This window comes from Bacillus sp. JJ1609 (assembly GCF_036967045.1).
In the GTDB taxonomy this organism is placed as follows: domain Bacteria; phylum Bacillota; class Bacilli; order Bacillales; family Cytobacillaceae; genus Mesobacillus.
The window spans coordinates 68,184-88,627 of sequence record NZ_JBALSS010000014.1; the positions used below are offsets into that span (position 1 = coordinate 68,184).

Sequence of the window (20,444 nt, forward strand, 5' to 3'; positions counted from 1 at the left end):
GACTGTGTGGTATCAACTCACCCACAGTCTATTGAACAAACAAGGAGTCTGCTATGAAAATTCATAATAAGCTGGTACGTGATAATATACCAGAGATAATAGAAAGAGAAGGGAAAAAGGCTAACTTTCGGACTTTAACCGATGAGGAATACATAAATGAACTAAAAAAGAAAAGCTATGAAGAATTAGATGAGTTTTGTGCAGCAGTGACAACCAAGGAGGCAGTTGAGGAACTAGCTGATTTACTTGAAATTATTCACGCGCATGTATCATTACTTGGAACTTCCTTTAATGAGATAGAACAAGCTTTATCCGCATACAGAGGATGGACATCTTCCTAAATGGCAGGTGCCAGGTAAACAGTAATACATTGAAAATCAAACGGTCAGATTATCTTCATTTATGGAAACAGTGGAGGACTTTAAGAAAATCGTAGCATTTTCCGAGGGAGAAGATAAGGAGAGTTACTCTTGAAAAATTACTTGAAAGGTTTCGTGCATACTGAAATCTACCGGGTAAATCAGCTTCTTAAGGAAGGCTGGGAGTTGATTGAAACGTGTAAAGTCACTTATCCGGAGGGAGGAAAAGGAGCAGTACTACAAAAGAGAGAAGCATCCATTTGAGGATCCCGCTTTAGATGAGATTGAGATATGATTCCAATAGAAAACCTTGCATGATTGTTGATGCAAGGTTTTTGTGACGGTAACAAATTCCGACAAATTATTGGATTTAGAAGAAAATGGCGATTGGTTTACGAAGAATAGAAAACTTGTTTTAAGTGTTGATAATGCATGAAGACAAAAAAAGTTTGGAAGCAAATAACTCTCCACATCCTAATAGAGGTTATAATTTATAATTTTATAAACCCAGTAAGTCTTTAAGGTCTTAAAAAGTAACCTAATTATAGTCGGATAATTATAAATATATTGACAATTCAGAATTGTATCTCGTAAAATATTCTTAAGTAATCATATCATATGAAGAGTGAAGGGGAGGTGAAAATATGGCAGTAAAACGGATCTCTCTCGTCGATGACGTGGTGAATGTCTTTTTAAAAGATGTTGAATTTGGAGTTTATACATATGGTGATAAATTGCCCTCCCAGAAGGAATTGGCAAATCGTTATCAGGTCAGCTTGATTGTTATTAGAGAAGCTCTTACTAAATTATCTGCAGTTGGAATCATTAGTGTCCATCAAGGAAAAGGTACTTATCTGAATAATAGAGAAGAAGGAATGTTTGCACCGTCTGGATTTTCATCGTTGATTTTCCATAATATCAACAACCTGCTTGAAATTGTGGAAGCGAGACAGATCATTGAGAGTGAAACGAGCTCATTGGCGGCAAATCGAAGAACGAATAACAATCTAGCAGAAATCGAAAAGACGATTGATGGGATGACGAATAGCTTAAACGATTATGAAGCTTTCGCCATGTGGGATGTTGAATTTCATAAGGCTGTAGCAAAAGCTTCAAAGAATCAAGTCCTCCTAAGAATGACTACGCTTCTAATTGATAATTATCGTTCAGAAATCTCCAAATTTTTTCAAGTTCCAGGCATTATTGAAAAGATATTAATGGAGCATGAAAGTATCTATTTTCAAATTTTAAATATGAATAGCACGAAGGCTTCTCTAAATATGCGCAACCATCTTAAATTGCCTGAAAAGGTCTTCACGGTAAAAATAGCCGAATAACTGGTGAACAGCATTTTGTAAGCGCTTTATTTAGTTGTTAGTTAAATTGCTTGTTACCTATTAAATCTCTGTATTGGCGCCCAATAATAAAAATATTTAAAAGAATGAATAAAGGCGGCGAAATATGACAAACCATCGGATTGCTGTAATCCCAGGGGATGGAATCGGCCCGGAAGTGGTGAATGAAGCAGTTAAAGTACTTGAACTGCTAAAAACTCTGGACCCTTCATTTGTTATCGACTTTGATACATTTGACTGGAGCAGTGAGTTTTATCTTAGGCATGGAAAAATGATGCCGGAAGACGCCCTTGATGTTTTAAAAAAGTATGATGCGATTTTTTTCGGAGCTATAGGCGATAGCAGGGTCCCTGATGATGTGACGGTATGGGAGCTGATTATGCCAATCCGGAAAAATTTCAAGCAGTACATAAATTTACGTCCGGTTAAGTTATTGAAGGGAGTGTCCAGCCGGTATGACGGTGAAAATATCGATTTTGTTATTGTCAGGGAAAACGCAGAAGGTGAATACTCCAATAGCGGGGGAAGATTGTATTCAGGCACGGAACAGGAGATTGCCGTCCAAAATACGATTATCACGCGGATGGGCACGAACAAAGTGGCGAGGTTTGCTTTTGAATATGCCCGTAAGCAAGGTAAAGGGACGGTCACAAGCGCAACAAAATCGAATGCGATCATCCACTCAATGAAACTATGGGACGAGGCAGTAAAAGAAGTGGGCCGGGATTTTCCGGCGATTAATCTGCAAAGCTATTATGTTGATGCTCTGGCAGCCTATTTTGTTGCAAGGCCTGGGGATTTTGAAGTAGTGGTTGCTTCCAATTTGTTTGGGGATATTTTAAGTGATTTAGGCTCCGCGGTTGCAGGTGGGCTTGGGCTTTCCCCTTCTGCTAACTTAAACCCGGAAGGAGACTTCCCTTCCATGTTTGAGCCGGTCCATGGTTCTGCTCCTGATATTGCAGGTAAAGGCATCGCCAATCCGATTGCGCAAATTTGGTCTGCGGCACTTATGCTTGAACATTTGGGGAGAAAGGATTTGGCGGCAGTCATCCTGGAATCAATAGAACATGTGCTTGTAAAAAAAGAAGTGCTAACACCGGATTTAGGTGGCAGTTCTACAACAGGTGAAATGGGCTCGGCAATACGGGATGCGTTACGGCAATTATTACTGGTTAAAGAGGGTTGATAATGATGAGGCTGGAAAACGAAGTATTTATTGTTACAGGTGCTCAGGGAGGAATGGGAACAGAAACTGTCAAACGATTTTTAGAAGAAGGAGCATTGGTGGCCGCTGTTGATCTCAATGTGGACGGGGCAGAAGAAAGTGAACATCTATTGCCGATTACTGCGGATTTAACAAAGGAAGAGGAAGTTGAGAAGGTTTTTTCGGCTGCGATTGAGAAATTTGGACGGATTGACGGGCTTGTCAATCTTGCAGGCATCGCCCAGCCTGCCACACCAATTGAAGAAGTAAGCCTAGCAGACTGGGAGAAAATTATGCGTATTAACACAACTGCTCTTTTTTTAACTTGCCGTGCTGCTGTGCCTTACATGAAAAACCAAGGTGGAGGAGTGATTATCAATATCGCTTCTATCTCCATGGTGAGGCCAAGACCTGGCTTAAATGCCTATATTGCATCTAAGGGAGCCGCCGTTTCATTATCACAGGCATTGGCCATTGAATTGGCCGAGTATGGAATTAGGGTAAATGTTGTGAACCCTGGGCCGGCTGATACGAATATGCTTGGGGATTTTACGGCCAAGGGGAATGATATTGAGACAATCAAAGAAACAGTTTTTAAGAAAAGTGTTCCAATGGGAAGGCTGATTGCTCCGATTGATATCGCTAATTCCCTTGTGTATTTGTGTTCAAAGGAAGCATCCATTGTGACAGGTTCTGTCTTAAATGTAGATGGGGGAAGGGGAATCTGACTAGTGCAGGCAGTCGAAGGTCAAGTTCGAGGATGTTATATAGACGGTGAATGGATTTTACCTGAAAAAGAGAGATTAATAGAAGTCAAAAATCCAGCGGACGGATCTAATTTAGCATTTGTTCCAAGAGGGGACAAGGAAGAAATCGGCCTGGCAGTAAAAGCAGCGAAAAAGGCATTTCAATCCAAAGAATGGAAAACCTTCAGTCCTTATAAGCGTGGCCAGCTGCTATATCAGGCAGCGGAAATCATTCGCGAGAATAAAGAGGGATTAGCAAAATTGGAGACGTTGGACGTCGGAAAGCCATTGAATCAATCTTATGTGGATGTTGAGATTGCTGCACGTTATTTTGAATATTACGCTGGGATTGCAGATAAAATTCTCGGAGAAACGATTCCAGTAGAACCAGGAATCATTAATTACACGGTTCGCGAACCGATTGGTATTGTCGGACATATCATTCCTTGGAATTATCCCTTGCAAATTGCAGCAAGAAGTATTTCTGTGTCAATCGCAACTGGGAACGCTGCTGTTCTGAAGCCGGCAGAGGATACACCGTTAACGACGCTAAAGCTTGTTGAATTGATGGAGCCTTTAGGACTTCCAAAAGGTATTTTGAATGTTGTAACAGGCTACGGCCACGAGGCAGGTGCTACGCTTTCAGGTCACCCAGATATAAACCAAATTACTTTTACAGGATCGGTAGAGACAGGCAAAAGGGTCATGGAGTCAGCTGCACAGAATATCGTTCCCGTTACCCTTGAGCTTGGAGGGAAATCCCCGAATATAGTCTTTGCAGATTGTAATGAAGAGCAGGCTCTTAAGTTGGTGCTTAAGTCGATTGTGCAAAATGCAGGACAGACTTGTTCAGCAGGCTCCCGCTTGGTCATTGAAAAATCAATAAAAGATAAGTTCGTAAGGAAGCTTGCTGCAGCAATGGAGGAGCTTTCGATCGGTCCCGGAATTGATGATCACGATTTAGGGCCGATACTCTCCCAAAAGCAATTTGATCGCATCAAAAGTTTTATTGATCTTGCCAGGAAAGACGGAATCAGGATCGTAACAGGCGGAGAGCGTCAGTTGGTAGAAGGGTGCGAATCAGGCTATTACTTTCAGCCAACTATCCTGGATAACGTTCCTGCAAGCCATTATCTTGCCCAGGAAGAAATCTTTGGCCCTGTATTGACAGTGACAACCTTCGATACAGAAGAAGAAGCAATCGAAATCGCAAATGGCACACCCTACGGACTGGTTGCTGGCATTTGGACTGAAAACGCCGGACGTGCCCACCGTGTTGCCAGCCAGCTTCAATGCGGCCAAGTATTCATCAATCACTACGGGGCCGGCGGAGGCATTGCGCAGCCATTTGGAGGATACAAAAAAAGCGGTTTCGGCCGTGAAAAAGGGCTGGAGGCGTTGCGGAATTATACTCAAGTGAAGAATGTGGCATTGAAATATAACTTGGAATCCTAATTTGGCTGATTATCAATATTGATGATCGGCATGGCAGATGCAGCCTTATTTAAATGAAAATTTCGGAGTATTAAAAAATATAGAAAGGAAGATAAGATGGAACCGATAATTCGCGTTGAAAATGTATCTTTTTCCTACAAGATCAATGAAAAAACAAAGGTATCCGTTCTAAAAAACATCTCCTTTTCCATAAATCCTGGAGAATATGTAGCCGTTATTGGCCACAATGGTTCAGGTAAATCTACCCTATCCAAACACCTGAACGGGATTTTGACCCCAGACAGTGGAGATGTTTGGGTTCATGGCCAAAACACGAAGGATACCAGCAAGAAACGGGCTATTCGTCAGGCGGTGGGGACGGTTTTTCAACATCCGGATAACCAGATTGTGGCGACAATCGTGGAGGAGGATGTTGCATTTGGACTGGAGAACATTGGTGTTCCAAGGGATGAAATGAAACGAAGAGTAGATGAAGCTTTAAACATTGTAAAAATGTCTCAGTTTCGCCACAGGCCGCCCCATCATCTTTCCGGGGGGCAGAAGCAGCGGGTTGCAATTGCCGGGGTGCTGGCGATGCAGCCGGAATGCATTGTTTTTGATGAAGCAACCAGTATGCTGGACAGCTTTGGAAGAAAAGAAGTTTTGCAGGTTATGAGAGAAATGAACGATGCAGGGATGACAATTATAACGGTTACCCACCATATGTCGGAAGCTGCGGAAGCCGACCGGATCATCGTCGTTGAAGGCGGGCAAATCGTCATGGATGCGCCGCCCCGGGAAATTTATAAACACATATTGGAATTGCATAATCTGCAATTGGAAGTGCCTTCGATCAGTCAAATGGCCCAAGGGATCCACCAGCAATTCACCGATTTTTCGTGGGATTTAATCCAAGAGGATGAGTTTATTGATGAAGTAATGAAATTCACCAAAGCGGAGGTGATCTGATGCCGGCGAGACCGATCATCCAGGTAGAAAACCTGTCCCATACATATTTGAAAGGAACTCCGATGGAGCATGTTGCCTTAAAAGGAGCCAACCTATATGTAGAAGAAGGGGAATGTATAGCGATCATTGGCCATACCGGCTCAGGAAAATCAACCTTGATCCAGCACTTCAATGGGCTGATGCGACCAGAATCCGGAAAGGTCCTCATTGACGGGACAGACTTGTCAGAGAAAAAGGTGGACCTAAAAGCGCTAAGACAGAAAGTGGGACTCGTTTTTCAAAATCCCGAGGATCAAATTTTTGAAAAAATCATAGGTGATGATATTGCCTATGGACCATTCAAAGCAGGTCATACACTAAAGGAGGTGAGGGAGCGCGTCAAATGGGCAATGTCTGTTGTGGGACTGGACTTTGAGGAAATGAAGGACAGACAGACCTTTGCTCTAAGCGGCGGACAAAAACGGAAGGTTGCCCTGGCAGGGATTCTTGCGTTAAAACCAAAGATCTTAGTCCTCGATGAACCGACAGCAGGGCTTGATCCAAGGTCAAGGAATGAATTGCTGGAAAAAATTAAACGGTTAAACAGGGAGGAAAAGATTACGCTTATTTTCGTGTCACACAACATGGAAGAGGTCGCAATGCTGGCCGACCGCGTCTATGTAATGGCAGACGGAACGGATGTGTTATCCGGAAGCCCGAAGGAAATTTTTACGGATAAAGAAAAGCTGCAGCGGCATCAGATTGGAACGCCAGAAACGGTCCGGGTCCTTTACAGGCTGACCGACCTTGGATACAAAGTAAACACGGCTGCCTTTTCGGTTAAGGAAGCAACAGAAGAAATCATCAAGGTTCTTGATGATACAAAGGAGGATTTGAAAGATGTCCAGCGAATTTGAAATATCCCGAAATATCACAATCGGCCAGTACGTACCAACCGGGTCCTATATTCATCGCTTGGACCCAAGAGTAAAGCTGCTTGTGTTTGTTATCCTCGTAATCGCCATTGCATTTAATACGAGTTATATAGGAAACGCCATAGGACTGATCCTGTCACTCTATTTATTCTGGGCATCCAAAATCCCAATCAGCTATGGGCTGTCCGGGGTAAAACCCGCCATTCCATTTATTATCATCCTGGCCCTTTTGCAGCTCCTTTTTCAAGGACAGCTCTTTTCCGGCGGCAAAGTGTATGTGGATTATAGCTTTATCTTGATTACCAGTGAAAGTATTCGCCTGGTCGTAGTATCTGCCGTTCGCTTTATTGAAATTATCTTTTTAAGCAGTGTTCTTACCTTATCAACCTCCACAACAGAATTGACACATTCGATCCAAAGCTTGTTAAGTCCATTAAAGAAAATTAACTTTCCAGTTCATGAAATTTCGCTCATTGTAACCATTGCGATTCGGTTTGTCCCAACCTTTGCAATTGAAATGGAAAAAATGATGAAAGCACAGGCTTCAAGAGGAGCGGACTTTGGCACGGGCGGCTGGTGGAGGATCATTCAAAGGACAAAAGAGACGTTTCCCATCATTATCCCCTTATTCAACACCGCATTGTCCCGCGCTGAGGACCTGATTCTTGCAATGGAGTCGAGATGCTATACACCAGGAGGAGCCAGGAGTTCCTACACAGTATACAAAACAATGTCGAAGGATTATCTTATTCTTTTGATCGGGCTTTTATTTTCAGTCATGCTGCTGTTTTACCCGTTTCCATTTTAATGAATTCTTTCATATCTTCTATACGCGGATGAGTGAGCTAGAATCAAAGATAAAGAGCTGATCATTACAGAAAAAATCAGGAACTTCGTACAACTCGAAGGTTAATTAGATTTGCAGATAATATCGAATTTTTACCGGAAAGAGTGAAATTCAACAAAACCGTTTGGAACACCATTTAAAAATAAAAGGAGAGAAAATGGAATGAAAAAATCTTTAACGGTTCGCGATATTGTAATTGCAGGTGTACTTGGTGCGGTAGCGATTCTTTTAGGGGTAACGCGGCTGGGATATATCCCTGTTCCAACAGCGGCAGGGAATGCCACAATCATGCACATTCCCGCGATTATCGGTGGAATTATGCAGGGGCCGGTTGTCGGGCTCATTGTTGGTGCAATTTTTGGAATATCCTCCTTCCTGAATGCCACAGTTCCTTTATTTAAAGACCCATTGGTAGCAATTCTGCCGCGCTTGTTTATTGGGGTTGCAGCATGGCTTGTATATGTTGGATTCCGCCGCAGAAACGAGTACTTTGCAGTAGGCGCTGCAGCATTTCTTGGGACCTTGACCAATACAGTTCTTGTTTTAACTATGGCTGTCGTCAGAGACTATTTGACTCCAGCAGTTGCCTGGACAGTAGGCATAACAAATGGAATTCCTGAAGCGATTGTAGCCACCATTATTACGCTGGCAGTTGTAGTAGCCTGGAAACAAATCGGCAAAGACAAAAAATCGAAAATCTCTAAGGAAATGTAGGATATGCATAATCAAATCACGGATGTGCCTGGAGTAAAAGTAGGCAATATAGAAAATCAACAGGCATTGACAGGCTGTACAGCCATCCTTTTTGAAGAAGGTGCGGTTGCGGGTGTGGACGTAAGAGGGTCCGCACCCGGAACACGGGAAACTGATCTTCTTAATCCGGTAAATTTGGTTGATAAAGTGCATGCCATCTGTTTAAGCGGGGGCAGTGCGTTTGGATTGGATGCAGCTTCAGGAGTGATGGGATTTTTGGAAGAAAGAGGGATCGGCCTGGATGTGGGTGTGGCCAAGGTGCCAATTGTCCCGGCCGCTGTCCTGTTCGACCTGGCTTGCGGAAACCCAAATGTCAGGCCCGATAAACAGATGGGGTATGAAGCAGCAAAAACTGCAGCAACAGAAAAGTTTCACACTGGAAATTATGGGGCCGGCTGTGGAGCAACCGTAGGCAAAATGGCCGGTCCCGATTTTTGCATGAAGGGCGGACTAGGCAGTGCATCGATCCGTCTGGAAAATGGTGTTGTGATAGGTGCAATTGTTGCGGTCAATCCCGCTGGGGATGTCCGGGAACCTTCCAATGAAGGAGTTTTGGCGGGACCATATAAGAATGGGGAGATTCTTGACAGCCTTAAGCTTCTCGAACAAAATTATTCTCCCCCTATTCCGACCGGGTCGAATACGACCATTGGAGTAGTCGCGGTGAATGCCGATTTAACGAAAGCGGAGGCGACGAAGGTTGCCCAAATGGCTCAGGATGGGTATGCCAGAACGATTTTTCCAGCCCATACCATGTTTGATGGGGACACCATTTTTGCTGTTGCCACTGGAGGGGAAAAGGTCCCAGTTGATGTCATTGGCGGTTTGGCAGCAAAGGTTATGGAGCTGGCAATCATTGATGCTGTTAAATCCGCTGAGAGTATTGAAGGGATAATCGCCCATAAAGATGTATTTCATAATCATAAGACGAAGCCGTTATAAGTGCATTTATAAATATCCTATCTGAACCAAAAAGAAGGAGTGAAGATTATTGAAGTCAGTCATGAGCTGGAGTGAATGGTCTAACCTTGATGCTATTGGCCTCGCTGATTTGGTAAGGGGGGGTCAGATTACCCCGCAAGAGGTGGCCCAACAGGCTGCCCTCGCCGCAGAAACCTTAAATGCTGAGATCAATGCCGTCATTGAGGTCTTCGATGATGCGGTTAAAGACCCGGCGAAAGACGGAACGAACCCTGATGGCGTCTTTGCGGGCGTACCATTTTTCATGAAGGACCTGGGACCCACTCTTAAAGGGCGCCTGCAGGAGATGGGTTCTCTGCTGATGCAAGGAAATCGCTCTTCTGCCGATAGCTTCCTGACCAAGCGCATCCGCCAAGCCGGTCTAAACATTATAGGGCGGACGACAACACCAGAGTTTGGGCTTTGCAGTTCAGCCGAGAATCCCGAAGTCTATGTTACTCGAAATCCGTGGAACCTGGACTATACAACCTGCGGCTCCTCTGCCGGCACGGCAGCTTCGGTAGCGGCCGGAATCATTCCAATCTCTCATGCGACTGATGGGGGTGGCTCGATTCGAATTCCCGCAGGTGTGAACGGCAACATCGGCTTGAAGCCCTCCCGCGGCGTATTATCGGTTGCTCCCTACAGCTCTGACTTGATGGGGGTGGTCTCCGTTCAGGGCTGCCACACACGTACCATACGTGACACCGCTGCCTTTGTGGACAGCTGCCGGGGCGGGGCACCGGGCGAGTTCATGCCTTACTGGATGCCGCCGGAGCCATACTCAGAGCTCATCCGCCGGAATCCGAAAAAGCTCCGTATTGCCGTTTCACACGAGTGGGGGGATTACCAGGCCACACCTCACATTGCTGCTGAACTGGAGCGGGCGGCCGGATTCCTCGAAGGGCTTGGCCATCATGTCGAATGGATTAAACCGGATATTGACTTTCATGCCTCTTATATGGCCCAAACCGAATGCTATATCATGAATTTTACACAAACGATTTACGGTCTTTTGGAGCAAAAAGGCTTGGACAGACCGCCTGCCGACCTTGTTGAACCGATGTGTATTCGGGTATGGGAAGAAGGCCGTGGCGCCACCTATACACAACGTGCCAAGATGCAGGCGGTGTTCAATGATACTTCCCGCAGGCTGGCCGCCTTCTTTGAAGACTGGGACATCATCCTTACCCCGACGATGGCCCTTCCGACGCCACTGGTTGGAACGAAGGAGTATCTCACAATCAGCGAAAATCCCTCCGTCTACGACTGGTTCGATAATCTCTGGCGCATATTCTCTTATACTCCGATTGCCAATCTCTGTGGTCTTCCGGGTATCTCCTTGCCTATGGCTCAGCTTGAGAACGGGCTGCCGATGGGAATTCACGCCCTCGCACAGCAAGGAAACGATGGATTGCTTTTGCAGCTGGGAGCCCAAATCGAGCGCGCGTTGGATGGTAAATGGAACAACGGGCTGCGCCCCGCTGTACATGTAACAGCGATTGACGCAGCGAATCAACAACTTTCGCCTTATTCAGAATCCAGTGGACGACAGTAGAGCATGCAGTTATTCAGCCTCGGAGAGATTGCATCTCTTCGAGGTTTTTTGTGCCAGATCCCGCCTGAAAATGATTAGCATTTACTCCAAAAGTACCGCCACAATATTTTATTAAATAATAAAAAACGCTGCAAAAGGAATGACAGCTGTCTTTAATGGATTGCATTTTATTATTATCTGTTCTTCTATTCCTTAAAATGATTGACCGTTGGTGGTGGCATGATAGTACTTTTACATAGTGGTTTGACCGTTTCAACGAGGATCATATACGGCAAATTATTAGTCGTTTCTCCAGGACTATCCCTTTTTGGAACGAATGCTTTCATTCTACCTATGTAGTCAATCCAGAAACGAATAGACAAGTGGTTGCATATAAGTTAGCTAAAGGGTTCAGTTTCTGCATTTTAAGCAGAGGTGATGAGGTGCTGTCGGGGGAATACTGACAGAGAAATGCAGTGTGCGTCCCTCCCTTAGCTTAGTAAATTGAAATTCCGGAACAAGAAGCGGTAAGAACTAATCTAACGAATCTATTTAAAAAATAAAATTTTGGTATAAGTTTTAAGCTGATATTAAAAAGAAGCAAAAGGTACGTCCCTTTGCTTCCATTGAGGCACTCCGGTGCCGAAACGAAATCCAATTGTAAAATCAAATTGATTTTTGGTTCTTTTAAGTCATGACTTTATAGATGTTGAAGATCAATCGTAAATTACAGCTTTTCCTTGTTCACGTAAATTTTTTAAAAAAGTAAGCATATGATTTATTTCTTCATCGGAATGTCTTTCCCATGAACTTAATTCAGCTATTATTTTCAAAGGAGATTTAGACCTATATGAGCGTGTTGGGTTTCCAGCGAATTTTTTGTCAGTTAAGTTCGGATCATTTTCAAAATCACCTAATGGTTCTACAATGTAAATTCTTTCTTTGGATTTAGCTGTTGCTAATTCGACACCCCATTTAGCCGCATCTAGTGTTGCAGTGAATTATATATAGTTCGATTTTTTGTCTTGATAATTTGATAAGTGTTGTGGTTCAAGAAGATCTCCAATTTTTAGTTCTGCTTTAGTACCATGAAAGAAAGGACCATTATCTAAGATGTCTTTTTTGTCATTCATAGTGACACACCTCTTATATTTTTAGATTTGTAAATAAAAGTATAGGACAGGAACTGTAGAAAGTGTAGTCTATAAATAATTTATAATTGGTAGTATAATGTAAGTAGAAAGGGTGATCTCGTATGACCTTTCTAAGATATTGAATTATGAATAATCCCTTCTCAAGTAATGAGATGGGATTATTTTTTTTCTTACAATTTTCTTAACCTGAATGACCAATGGATATATCCGAATGTAAATTTGAGTCCTAAGTGCTTGAAAAGTAGAAGGAATAAATCCGGATTTTGACATATAATAATAGTTGATATTGGAATGTCCTATTATCAATAGGATAATAATGTAAATACATTTTACTATTCAAAGAATAATGAACAATATGAAACTATTATAGGAGAGTCCTAAAATGAAAAAGAAAGTGAACTATTTAATCTTACTTTTAATAACCATTTTTATAGTTGGTTGTACCAACGTAGAAGATTCATCCATTACAGATGGAGAAACAGATCCACAAGAAGTAACCACAGTTAATACAAATGAAAATAGTGAAGAAGAAGAAACGATCACTACGGTTGTTGATGAACCAGTAGAGGAAAAACCAACCCAATCAAATAATGAGCTGTTCTCAGGATACAAACTAATTGAAGTTGATGGTGGTGATTTGTCAGGATATCGTGAACCTAACGTCGTCGTTGACATTGGTTATGGGGACCGTGAATATTGGGCGTTTACTAATGAATACGGGCAATTAGTACGTGTCATTGCTGACGAAATCATTCTACAAGATGACCGTAACGAACCTGTATTATCTTCTGGCAGATACTACTCTGATGAGGCAAGGGTTCCTGGTGTCGAAAGTGACGTTTTAGATGAAGGACATATCATTGCTGATTCTCTCGGAGGGGTATCGAATGCTTATAATATTACCCCGCAAGATAGTACGCTCAACCGACATGGTGATCAAGCTTATATGGAAGACGTAATTCGTAGAGCAGGTGGAGTCACCAATTTTGAAGCAATTATCACATATCCGAATACGGAAACTCAGATTCCTTCAAGTTATCATTATACCTATACTTTAATGGGTAACGAGATCGTTGATACATTTGACAATGTGAACCCTGATGAAGTAAACGCATCACTCGGTTTAACAGGCAGTGTGCCTTCCGATTCAACTGGTACTAACACAAACGGTGAAATTTCTAGTGTTGATACAAACGGTAACGGACAGGTGACGATTAAAGAAGCAAAAGCAGCAGGTTTCAGTATGCCGATAACCTCTGATCATTGGTTATACCCCTATATGCGCGATAATGATAATGACGGTATGGTGGGTGAGTAAGCGCCCAGAACTTTAAGGCAAAATAAATGAACGAAAGAACATTTTCCTCGTTAGACGATTTATAACAATTTACGGAAGCGCAGGGACGTTCCTTGTGCTTCTATTTATTTTAGAAACCTTCACCTTCATTCTAATTAAAAGCAGAAAGAGCAAAGGGAAGTCCCTTTGCTCCCTGGAATAAAAGTTGGTGTAAAGGGTAGTATACCTCTGAACATATTAGAGGAGGTATAGGAAATGTCTAAAATGATAAAACAAGAAGAAATGGAAACCTTGAGATAGTTAATCAAAGATGTGGACACGGCCATGCTGACTACGGTAACTGAAGAAGGGCTTGTTTCTCGTCCTATGAAAACACAAGAAGTAGAGTTTGACGGAGACTTATGGTTTTTCACTAAAAAAGAAACGAATAAATATGAAGAAATTTTAAATGACCAAGATGTTAATGTGGCGTATGCAGGTAAGTCCTATGTTTCAGTCCGTGGAAGGGCAGAAATTGTTGAGGATTTACAAAAGAAAGAGGAATTCTGGAGTAAAGCATATGAGCAGATCATGCAGGCCTCTTTTGATGATCCTAATGTGGTCTTGATAAAGGTAAAAGCCGAAGCAGCCGAATATTGGGAAACCGGTAATTTTATAAAGAAAATCGTCTTTATGTATAAACGCATGACAGGACAAAGTTCAGAATCAACAAATGTTAATGAAACAATCGAACTGAATAAATAACAGGGAAGCGCAGGGACGTACACTGCGCTTTTTTCAATCGTGTATTTATCCATACAACTAAAATATTAGGTACCACGCAGAACAAAGCGTGCCATCTGAATCAGCTCCCTTTTAGTTTATAAAAAGAAATGAAATATATTGAAAGCACATGGTAGTTTGACTAGCATGTGCTTTTTTTAGGTTCAAAAGTTATTAAGTTATTAAGTTATTAAGTCTACCTAAACCATTGCATAATATGTCGTTTGCTATCAAATCTTGACTCTTCAAATAACACAGTTTGCATTAGCAATTACACTGAAAATTCTACTAATACTCAAATGTTATAGGCCGTAAAGGTAAAAGGGTTTAAAATTTTATTTTTTTTTGTTTTTCAAAAAAGTTTTCGGAGTCAAACACACTTACTTATTCAGTATATCAATTTCTGAAGGCTGACTTTAGGTTTAATCATACTTCTGATCATACAAAGGTATTTCAAAATAACACTAAGATTATTAGAGAGTAATAGATTATTTATACCGTAATAACATTAAATTTATAATATTAAAAATATTCTAAAAACAATCTTTACAACCTTTTAACCCTGTTATATAGTATTACCAATATCTAGCGGATAGTGAAGGGGTGGTCTTTTGATTAAAAGTGTTAACAGTTTACAATCGACATTTTTTACGGGAAAGGTAGTTTTAGTTACCGGTGCAGCTCATGGGATCGGAAAAGGGATTTGCGAGACTTTCCTTAGGCACGGAGCAACAGTAATTGGTACGGACATATTGAATCAGGAACTTGCGGAAGTGAAAAGCGAGCTCAATGAGTGGCTTGAGTTGAATAAAAAAAGCAACCGTTTTAATACATATACATGCGACATAACAGAAGAGAAAAGTGTGAAAGAGCTGGTGGAGTTCACGGTTCAAAAATTTAAGAAGATTGACATCCTGGTAAACAATGCTGGAGGTGTATGTGGGCAAATACATCAACCAGTGGAAGAAGTGACGCCTGAGCAATGGAGAAAAATATTTGCGGTTAACCTGGATGCCGCGTTCTATACGACAAAAGAAGTTGCTCCACATATGAAAAAGCAGAAATATGGACGGATTATTAATATCTCAAGTGGAGCAGGGAGAAGTACTAGTCTGACTGGAATACAGGCGTACGCCAGTGCCAAGGCTGGCCAGATAGGCTTTACGAGACAAATGGCTCAAGAACTTGGTCCATATGGCATAACAGTCAATAACATAGCGCCAGGATTTGTCATTTCCAATCCTTCAACAAAGAAGCAGTGGGAAAGAATGACAACAGAGGAACAGGTGAATCTGGTCAAATCGATTTCGGTGAAGCGACTCGGAGAACCTGAAGATATAGCTCATCCGGTTCTGTTTTTTGCATCGGACTTTGCAAGCTATGTGAGTGGCCAAACTATTTCAGCAGATGGCGGACAACAACTTTTTTAGGAGGGGTCGAATGGAAATCACAGTGATTGGTGCAGGCGCGATTGGCGCCGTGTTGGGAGCTCACCTAGTGAGAGCAGGCAACAAAGTAACTTTTTGCGATAAAGATCAAGAACATGTTGATGTGATGAATCGTCGCGGTCTTAGAATTGAGGGGCCTGATGAAACTTTTACCGTAGAATGCGATGCGTATATACCGGAACAGCTAGTTAAAAATAACGCAGCATTGGATGCAGTCTTCCTGTGTGTTAAGGCACAGCATACAAAAGAAGCCTTAAAGCCATTCTTACCTTTGATTGGGGAAGATACCAAAGTTGTATCCTTCCAAAACGGGCTATGCGAAAACGAGATTGCCAGCTTGATAGGCAGAGAAAAAACGATTGGATGCTTTGTTAATTTTTCAGCTGACTATTTAGAGCCGGGCAGGATTCTTTATGGAGGAGTCGCAGCGCTCTATCTTGGGGAGTTGGATGGGGAAATCAGTCAGCGGGTTAAGAATTTGCAGCAAATCCTCCAATGCTGGGGACCAGCTCAGATTACGAATAACATATGGGGCTACCTGTGGGGGAAGATGTCCTACGCTGGACTTTTATACGCTACTGCATTAGTTGATGAAACAATGGCAGCTGTTGTCAGAAAAATGGAACTGAGGGAAACACTGATGGAACTTTGTTCAGAAATACTAGAGGTGGCGGATAAGGAAGGTGTTAAGCCAATCGGTTTCGATGATTGGGTCCCGGAGTTTGTTTATCCTCGAGATACACGGGATCAAACAGTTCTCGATAATCAGCTGGAAAAGCTAGCACAAAGAATGGCTGCAAACAAAAAAACGAAAAGTGGAATCTGGAGAGACTTGGCTGTCAGAAGAAGAAAGACAGAAATTGATTCGCAATTAGTCCCTATCTTAGAAATAGGAGATTATCATCGTATTCCGATGCCACTGACAAGTTTGCTGGTGTCTCTCATCAAAGAGATAGAAAACGGTACGATTCAAATGGATTGGGATCACTTATATAAATTAAAAGAACGGTATGAAAGTGGAGAAAAAATATGCATTTAAACCATGAAAATCTTTCCGATCATGTAGCTAAAATCATAAGAAAAATGATCCTGAACGGTTCCTTGAAGCCTGGCGAAAAAGTGAACCAGGCCCAACTTGCAGAAAGTCTTAATATATCACGCGGGCCGATAAGAGAGGCTCTGATGTTACTGCAAAATGAAGGGTTGATCAAACATGAAACAAATAAAGGAACACATGTTACCACACTTTCTTCTCAGGATGCATATGAGATTTATACTCTCAGGGCTTTGCTGGAAGCAAAGGCAGCAAGCCTTGCAATTCCTCATTTAATAGATAAAGATTTTAGCAGGCTGGAGTCGCTATTGGAAGAGTTCCAACATGCTATGGAAGAGAAGGACTTAGAAACAGAGGCAAAGTGTGATATAGATTTCCACAGTGTGATCGTCAGTGCTTCTAGGCATAAAAGATTGATCCACATGCATCAGCAGTTGGATACCCAGGTTGGAGCCATGTTTTTGACAGTTGCTAACAAGCTTCCTGCGAGGGCAGCTCTTGTTGTAGAAAACCATAGAAAACTACTGGATGCTTTGAAGTCAAAGGACACAGATAGAGTCAGCAGGGAGTTTTCCGATCATTATGTTCACGCACTGAATGAACTAAAAGGGGTCAAGGGCCTTCTGACTATATAAGGGTGGTGTTTTTATGTTGCTAGAACTGCATGATGTATCACTATCTCTTAAGATAGATGGGAAATACGTGAAAATTTTAGATGAGATCTCTCTCCAGGTAAATAAAGGCGAGACAGTAGGTATTGTCGGTGAGTCAGGCTGCGGAAAAAGCATGACCGCATTATCGATCATGCGCCTTTTACCTGAAAAGGCAAAGCTTGAGGGTGTCATTAATCTTGATCGTGATGATGTAACTTCCTATTCGAAAAAGAAAATGGAGAAAATCAGAGGCAATAAAATGGCGATGATTTTCCAGGATCCGCTGACGTCATTGAATCCACTTCATACTGTCGGCAGGCAAATTGAAGAGACGCTAATCCTTCATACGGATTTAAATAAGGAGCAACGTAAAAAACGCGTCATAGAGCTGTTAAATGAAGTTGGCTTGCCGCGAGCAGGGGAGATTGCTACAGAATATCCACATCAATTATCTGGCGGTATGAGGCAGAGAATCATGATTGCTGTTGCCATGGCATGCAACCCGAGCCTATTGATTTGTGATGAACCAACAACTGCTTTGGATGTAACCGTTCAAGCACAAATCCTTGATTTAATGAATCATCTTAAAGAGGTTAACGAGATGGGGATTATCATGATCACCCACGATCTCGGTGTAGTTGCAGAGGTTTGTGACCGTGTTGTTGTGATGTATGCTGGCAAAATTGTAGAGCAGGCAGATGTTAAGGAGTTATTTTTGAATCCTAAGCACCCTTATACAAAAGGTCTGCTTGAATCAATACCGAAACTAGGGGTTAAAAAAGCAAAGCTTGGATCCATTCCTGGAATGGTTCCATCACCAGATAAAATGCCAACGGGCTGCCGCTTCTTTGATCGTTGCAGTTCAGCAATGGAAATTTGTAAAGGTAAAACACCTTCATTGCGCAGTGTAGGAGAAGATCATAAAGCAGCTTGCTGGCTATACGAGGAAAAGGGGGGAGAATTGAATGGCTCTTCTGGAAGTGAAGGACTTGAAGCAGCACTTCACAATTAGTAAGGGGTTTCTTGGTGAAAAGAAAAAAGTAAAAGCTGTTGATGGAGTAAGCTTCCACATTGAGCAGGGGGAAACGTTAGGGATTGTTGGTGAATCTGGTTGCGGGAAATCAAGTTTGGGCCGTACAATCCTCCAGTTAATAAAACCAACATCCGGAGATATCTTTTTCGGTGGAAAGAATATTACCCATCTTCCGAGAAAGGAAATGAAGGAGTTGCGGAAGGATATGCAAATTGTCTTCCAGGACCCTTATGCCTCCTTAAACCCCAGGAGCACAGTTCGTGCGATTCTTGAAACCCCGCTGATCGTTCATGGTGTAGGAAATAGACTGGAAAGGTTGAAAGTTGTTGAAGGCTTGATTGATAAAATCGGCATTCGCAAAGAACAGCTCGACCGCTATCCGCATGAATTTTCTGGCGGACAGAGACAAAGGATCGGCATCGCAAGGGCACTCACTTTGAATCCGAAACTAATTATCGCAGATGAACCTGTTTCTGCACTTGATGTTTCGGTCCAGTCGCAGGTTCTGAACCTTATGGTGGATCTTCAAAAGGAATTTAGCTTGAGCTATATGTTCATCTCGCATGACCTTTCTGTTGTACAGCATATTTCCGACAGAGTAGCTGTTATGTATTTGGGGAAAATCGTCGAAATTGCGGATGTTGATGAGCTATACAGGAATCCGCTGCATCCTTATACCAAGGCACTGCTAACTGCCGTACCATTTCCGGATCCGACAAAAAAGCGAGACAGAATCCTTTTGCAAGGAGACCTGCCAAGCCCGATCAACCCTCCGACAGGCTGTGCATTCCATACTCGCTGTCCAGTAGCAACACCTGAATGTAAAGTGGAAACTCCTGAGCTCAGGGAAAAAGTAATGGGACACTGGGCTTCATGTATTCATGTACACGCAGAGCAGATTACGAAAACAAAAATCCATATTTCATAACCAAAAAGGAGGCGGGATAGGTGGACGCACTTCGTTACACGGTAAAAAGGATTCTGCTCATGATACCAATATTGATTGGTATAAGCATTTTAACTTTCTTCATCTCGAATACCATTCCAGGTGATCCAGCTCGTTTGGCTGCAGGTCCATACGCAGATGCGAAGGTAATCGAGGAGCTGCAGGAAAAAATGGGCCTGAATGATCCTGTATATGTTCAATATTCCAATTACATGAAAAAATTGCTTCAAGGAGATCTTGGAAACAGTAATTATTCTCATCAGCCCGTGATGAAGGATATCAAACAATATTTTCCGGCAACTTTAGAGTTAACTTTTTTTTCGATGTTTATCACGATTTTAATCGGCATTCCTTTAGGGGTCATAAGTGCAAGCAAGAAAGATAAAGCAGCTGACCAATTTGCCAGGGTCATGGCACTCATAGGTGTAGCCATGCCGGCATTCTGGCTGGGAATTATCTTTCTATTATTCTTCTATTTAAAACTAGGGGTTTTACCTGGTTCAGGACGGTTAGATACAGGACTGGTTCCTCCGGAGACAATCACTGGGATGTACACAATTGATGCTCTTCTGACTGGGAATTGGACGGTGTTTAAATCAGCTGTGATCCATTTAATCCTTCCTGGGATTACGCAAGCTGCCGTAACAATCGGGATGATCACAAGAATGACGAGATCATCAATGCTTGAAGTGTTAAGAAGTGATTATATTAGAACGGCCTTTGCCAAAGGTGGATCAGAAAAGCGAGTACTTTACGGCCATGCATTAAGGAATGGGATGATGCCGATCATGACGCTTCTTGGCATGACCTTTGGCCATTCACTCGGCGGAAGTGTGCTCGTTGAGTCGGTGTTTTCGTGGCCAGGACTTGGCAAGTATGCAGTCAATGCCATTACATATCTGGACTTTCCAGCTGTGATGGCCGTCACTATTTTGATTGCCGTTCTCTTCATTCTCGTAAACCTTATCATCGATATACTCTATCAGGTTGTCGATCCTCGACTTAACTATGATTAAAAG

General features: G+C 42.5%; 20 protein-coding genes and 1 pseudogene. 20 read left to right on the plus strand and 1 reads right to left on the minus strand.

What is annotated here, in order from left to right:
- Nucleotides 1–53 precede the first annotated feature (53 nt).
- The 12 genes from V7654_RS12560 to V7654_RS12615 all read left to right on the plus strand — a co-directional run bounded on the left by V7654_RS12560 (nucleotide 54) and on the right by V7654_RS12615 (nucleotide 11,099).
- Nucleotides 54–341, plus strand: a complete 288-nt coding sequence (locus V7654_RS12560) for a nucleoside triphosphate pyrophosphohydrolase (RefSeq protein WP_335430679.1) — start codon at nucleotides 54–56, stop codon at nucleotides 339–341.
- A gap of 129 nt (nucleotides 342–470) precedes the next feature.
- Nucleotides 471–623: a hypothetical protein gene (locus tag V7654_RS12565; protein WP_335430680.1), complete on the plus strand. Its 153-nt coding sequence runs from the start codon at nucleotides 471–473 to the stop codon at nucleotides 621–623.
- Between the two features lie 380 nt (nucleotides 624–1,003).
- Complete coding sequence (locus V7654_RS12570; protein ID WP_335430681.1) at nucleotides 1,004–1,696, plus strand: FadR/GntR family transcriptional regulator; 693 nt, start codon at nucleotides 1,004–1,006, stop codon at nucleotides 1,694–1,696.
- Nucleotides 1,697–1,820: 124 nt separating this feature from the next.
- Nucleotides 1,821–2,900: a tartrate dehydrogenase gene (locus V7654_RS12575; RefSeq protein ID WP_335430683.1), complete on the plus strand. Its 1,080-nt coding sequence runs from the start codon at nucleotides 1,821–1,823 to the stop codon at nucleotides 2,898–2,900.
- A 5-nt stretch (nucleotides 2,901–2,905) separates the two neighbouring features.
- Nucleotides 2,906–3,646, plus strand: coding sequence for an SDR family NAD(P)-dependent oxidoreductase (locus tag V7654_RS12580; RefSeq protein WP_335430765.1), 741 nt, complete (start codon nucleotides 2,906–2,908; stop codon nucleotides 3,644–3,646).
- 3 nt (nucleotides 3,647–3,649) lie between these two features.
- Complete coding sequence (locus V7654_RS12585; RefSeq protein ID WP_335430684.1) at nucleotides 3,650–5,119, plus strand: aldehyde dehydrogenase family protein; 1,470 nt, start codon at nucleotides 3,650–3,652, stop codon at nucleotides 5,117–5,119.
- A 96-nt stretch (nucleotides 5,120–5,215) separates the two neighbouring features.
- Nucleotides 5,216–6,067 carry an energy-coupling factor transporter ATPase gene (locus V7654_RS12590; RefSeq protein WP_335430686.1) on the plus strand — a complete coding sequence of 284 codons (852 nt, stop codon included), beginning with the start codon at nucleotides 5,216–5,218 and terminating at the stop codon, nucleotides 6,065–6,067.
- On the plus strand, nucleotides 6,067–6,963 hold the full coding sequence (locus V7654_RS12595; RefSeq protein WP_335430687.1) for an energy-coupling factor transporter ATPase: 897 nt from the start codon (nucleotides 6,067–6,069) through the stop codon (nucleotides 6,961–6,963). The genes V7654_RS12590 and V7654_RS12595 overlap by 1 nt, the downstream gene beginning before the upstream one ends.
- On the plus strand, nucleotides 6,947–7,789 hold the full coding sequence (locus tag V7654_RS12600) for an energy-coupling factor transporter transmembrane component T family protein (protein ID WP_335430688.1): 843 nt from the start codon (nucleotides 6,947–6,949) through the stop codon (nucleotides 7,787–7,789). The genes V7654_RS12595 and V7654_RS12600 overlap by 17 nt, the downstream gene beginning before the upstream one ends.
- 201 nt (nucleotides 7,790–7,990) lie before the next feature.
- Nucleotides 7,991–8,542, plus strand: a complete 552-nt coding sequence (locus tag V7654_RS12605; RefSeq protein WP_335430689.1) for an ECF transporter S component — start codon at nucleotides 7,991–7,993, stop codon at nucleotides 8,540–8,542.
- Between the two features lie 3 nt (nucleotides 8,543–8,545).
- Nucleotides 8,546–9,523 (plus strand): P1 family peptidase, encoded by a 978-nt coding sequence (locus tag V7654_RS12610; protein ID WP_335430690.1) that lies wholly within the window; start codon nucleotides 8,546–8,548, stop codon nucleotides 9,521–9,523.
- 49 nt (nucleotides 9,524–9,572) lie between these two features.
- On the plus strand, nucleotides 9,573–11,099 hold the full coding sequence (locus tag V7654_RS12615) for an amidase (RefSeq protein WP_335430691.1): 1,527 nt from the start codon (nucleotides 9,573–9,575) through the stop codon (nucleotides 11,097–11,099).
- Nucleotides 11,100–11,794: 695 nt separating this feature from the next.
- On the opposite strand, the pseudogene arr reads toward V7654_RS12615, so the two are convergent.
- Nucleotides 11,795–12,211: pseudogene (gene arr, locus V7654_RS12620) on the minus strand (NAD(+)--rifampin ADP-ribosyltransferase).
- A gap of 403 nt (nucleotides 12,212–12,614) precedes the next feature.
- Here arr and V7654_RS12625 point away from each other — a divergent pair.
- The 8 genes from V7654_RS12625 to V7654_RS12660 all read left to right on the plus strand — a co-directional run bounded on the left by V7654_RS12625 (nucleotide 12,615) and on the right by V7654_RS12660 (nucleotide 20,441).
- Complete coding sequence (locus V7654_RS12625; RefSeq protein ID WP_335430692.1) at nucleotides 12,615–13,550, plus strand: DNA/RNA non-specific endonuclease; 936 nt, start codon at nucleotides 12,615–12,617, stop codon at nucleotides 13,548–13,550.
- A 282-nt stretch (nucleotides 13,551–13,832) separates the two neighbouring features.
- Nucleotides 13,833–14,273, plus strand: coding sequence for a pyridoxamine 5'-phosphate oxidase family protein (locus V7654_RS12630; RefSeq protein ID WP_335430766.1), 441 nt, complete (start codon nucleotides 13,833–13,835; stop codon nucleotides 14,271–14,273).
- Nucleotides 14,274–14,902: 629 nt separating this feature from the next.
- On the plus strand, nucleotides 14,903–15,721 hold the full coding sequence (locus tag V7654_RS12635; RefSeq protein ID WP_335430693.1) for an SDR family NAD(P)-dependent oxidoreductase: 819 nt from the start codon (nucleotides 14,903–14,905) through the stop codon (nucleotides 15,719–15,721).
- A gap of 10 nt (nucleotides 15,722–15,731) precedes the next feature.
- Nucleotides 15,732–16,778, plus strand: coding sequence for a ketopantoate reductase family protein (locus tag V7654_RS12640; RefSeq protein WP_335430694.1), 1,047 nt, complete (start codon nucleotides 15,732–15,734; stop codon nucleotides 16,776–16,778).
- Entirely contained in the window at nucleotides 16,769–17,428 is a 660-nt protein-coding gene (locus tag V7654_RS12645) for a GntR family transcriptional regulator (RefSeq protein ID WP_335377646.1), read from the plus strand. Before V7654_RS12640 ends, V7654_RS12645 begins: the two co-directional genes overlap by 10 nt.
- Before the next feature lie 13 nt (nucleotides 17,429–17,441).
- Nucleotides 17,442–18,458 carry an ABC transporter ATP-binding protein gene (locus tag V7654_RS12650; RefSeq protein WP_335430695.1) on the plus strand — a complete coding sequence of 339 codons (1,017 nt, stop codon included), beginning with the start codon at nucleotides 17,442–17,444 and terminating at the stop codon, nucleotides 18,456–18,458.
- Nucleotides 18,412–19,407, plus strand: coding sequence for an ABC transporter ATP-binding protein (locus V7654_RS12655; RefSeq protein ID WP_335430696.1), 996 nt, complete (start codon nucleotides 18,412–18,414; stop codon nucleotides 19,405–19,407). The genes V7654_RS12650 and V7654_RS12655 overlap by 47 nt, the downstream gene beginning before the upstream one ends.
- 20 nt (nucleotides 19,408–19,427) lie before the next feature.
- A complete protein-coding gene (locus V7654_RS12660; RefSeq protein WP_335430697.1) occupies nucleotides 19,428–20,441 on the plus strand; it encodes an ABC transporter permease in 1,014 nt (337 codons plus the stop codon).
- The last annotated feature ends 3 nt before the right edge of the window (nucleotides 20,442–20,444 follow it).

Bases quoted from the DNA above. Each gene is read 5' to 3' on its own strand.
- V7654_RS12605 (WP_335430689.1), top strand. From the start codon at position 7,991: ATGAAAAAATCTTTAACGGTTCGCGATATTGTAATTGCAGGTGTACTT.
- V7654_RS12600 (WP_335430688.1), top strand. From the start codon at position 6,947: ATGTCCAGCGAATTTGAAATATCCCGAAATATCACAATCGGCCAGTAC.
- V7654_RS12590 (WP_335430686.1), top strand. From the start codon at position 5,216: ATGGAACCGATAATTCGCGTTGAAAATGTATCTTTTTCCTACAAGATC.
- V7654_RS12575 (WP_335430683.1), top strand. From the start codon at position 1,821: ATGACAAACCATCGGATTGCTGTAATCCCAGGGGATGGAATCGGCCCG.
- V7654_RS12595 (WP_335430687.1), top strand. From the start codon at position 6,067: ATGCCGGCGAGACCGATCATCCAGGTAGAAAACCTGTCCCATACATAT.
- V7654_RS12610 (WP_335430690.1), top strand. From the start codon at position 8,546: ATGCATAATCAAATCACGGATGTGCCTGGAGTAAAAGTAGGCAATATA.
- V7654_RS12560 (WP_335430679.1), top strand. From the start codon at position 54: ATGAAAATTCATAATAAGCTGGTACGTGATAATATACCAGAGATAATA.
- V7654_RS12640 (WP_335430694.1), top strand. From the start codon at position 15,732: ATGGAAATCACAGTGATTGGTGCAGGCGCGATTGGCGCCGTGTTGGGA.
- V7654_RS12655 (WP_335430696.1), top strand. From the start codon at position 18,412: ATGGCTCTTCTGGAAGTGAAGGACTTGAAGCAGCACTTCACAATTAGT.
- V7654_RS12645 (WP_335377646.1), top strand. From the start codon at position 16,769: ATGCATTTAAACCATGAAAATCTTTCCGATCATGTAGCTAAAATCATA.
- V7654_RS12570 (WP_335430681.1), top strand. From the start codon at position 1,004: ATGGCAGTAAAACGGATCTCTCTCGTCGATGACGTGGTGAATGTCTTT.
- V7654_RS12580 (WP_335430765.1), top strand. From the start codon at position 2,906: ATGAGGCTGGAAAACGAAGTATTTATTGTTACAGGTGCTCAGGGAGGA.
- V7654_RS12650 (WP_335430695.1), top strand. From the start codon at position 17,442: ATGTTGCTAGAACTGCATGATGTATCACTATCTCTTAAGATAGATGGG.
- V7654_RS12625 (WP_335430692.1), top strand. From the start codon at position 12,615: ATGAAAAAGAAAGTGAACTATTTAATCTTACTTTTAATAACCATTTTT.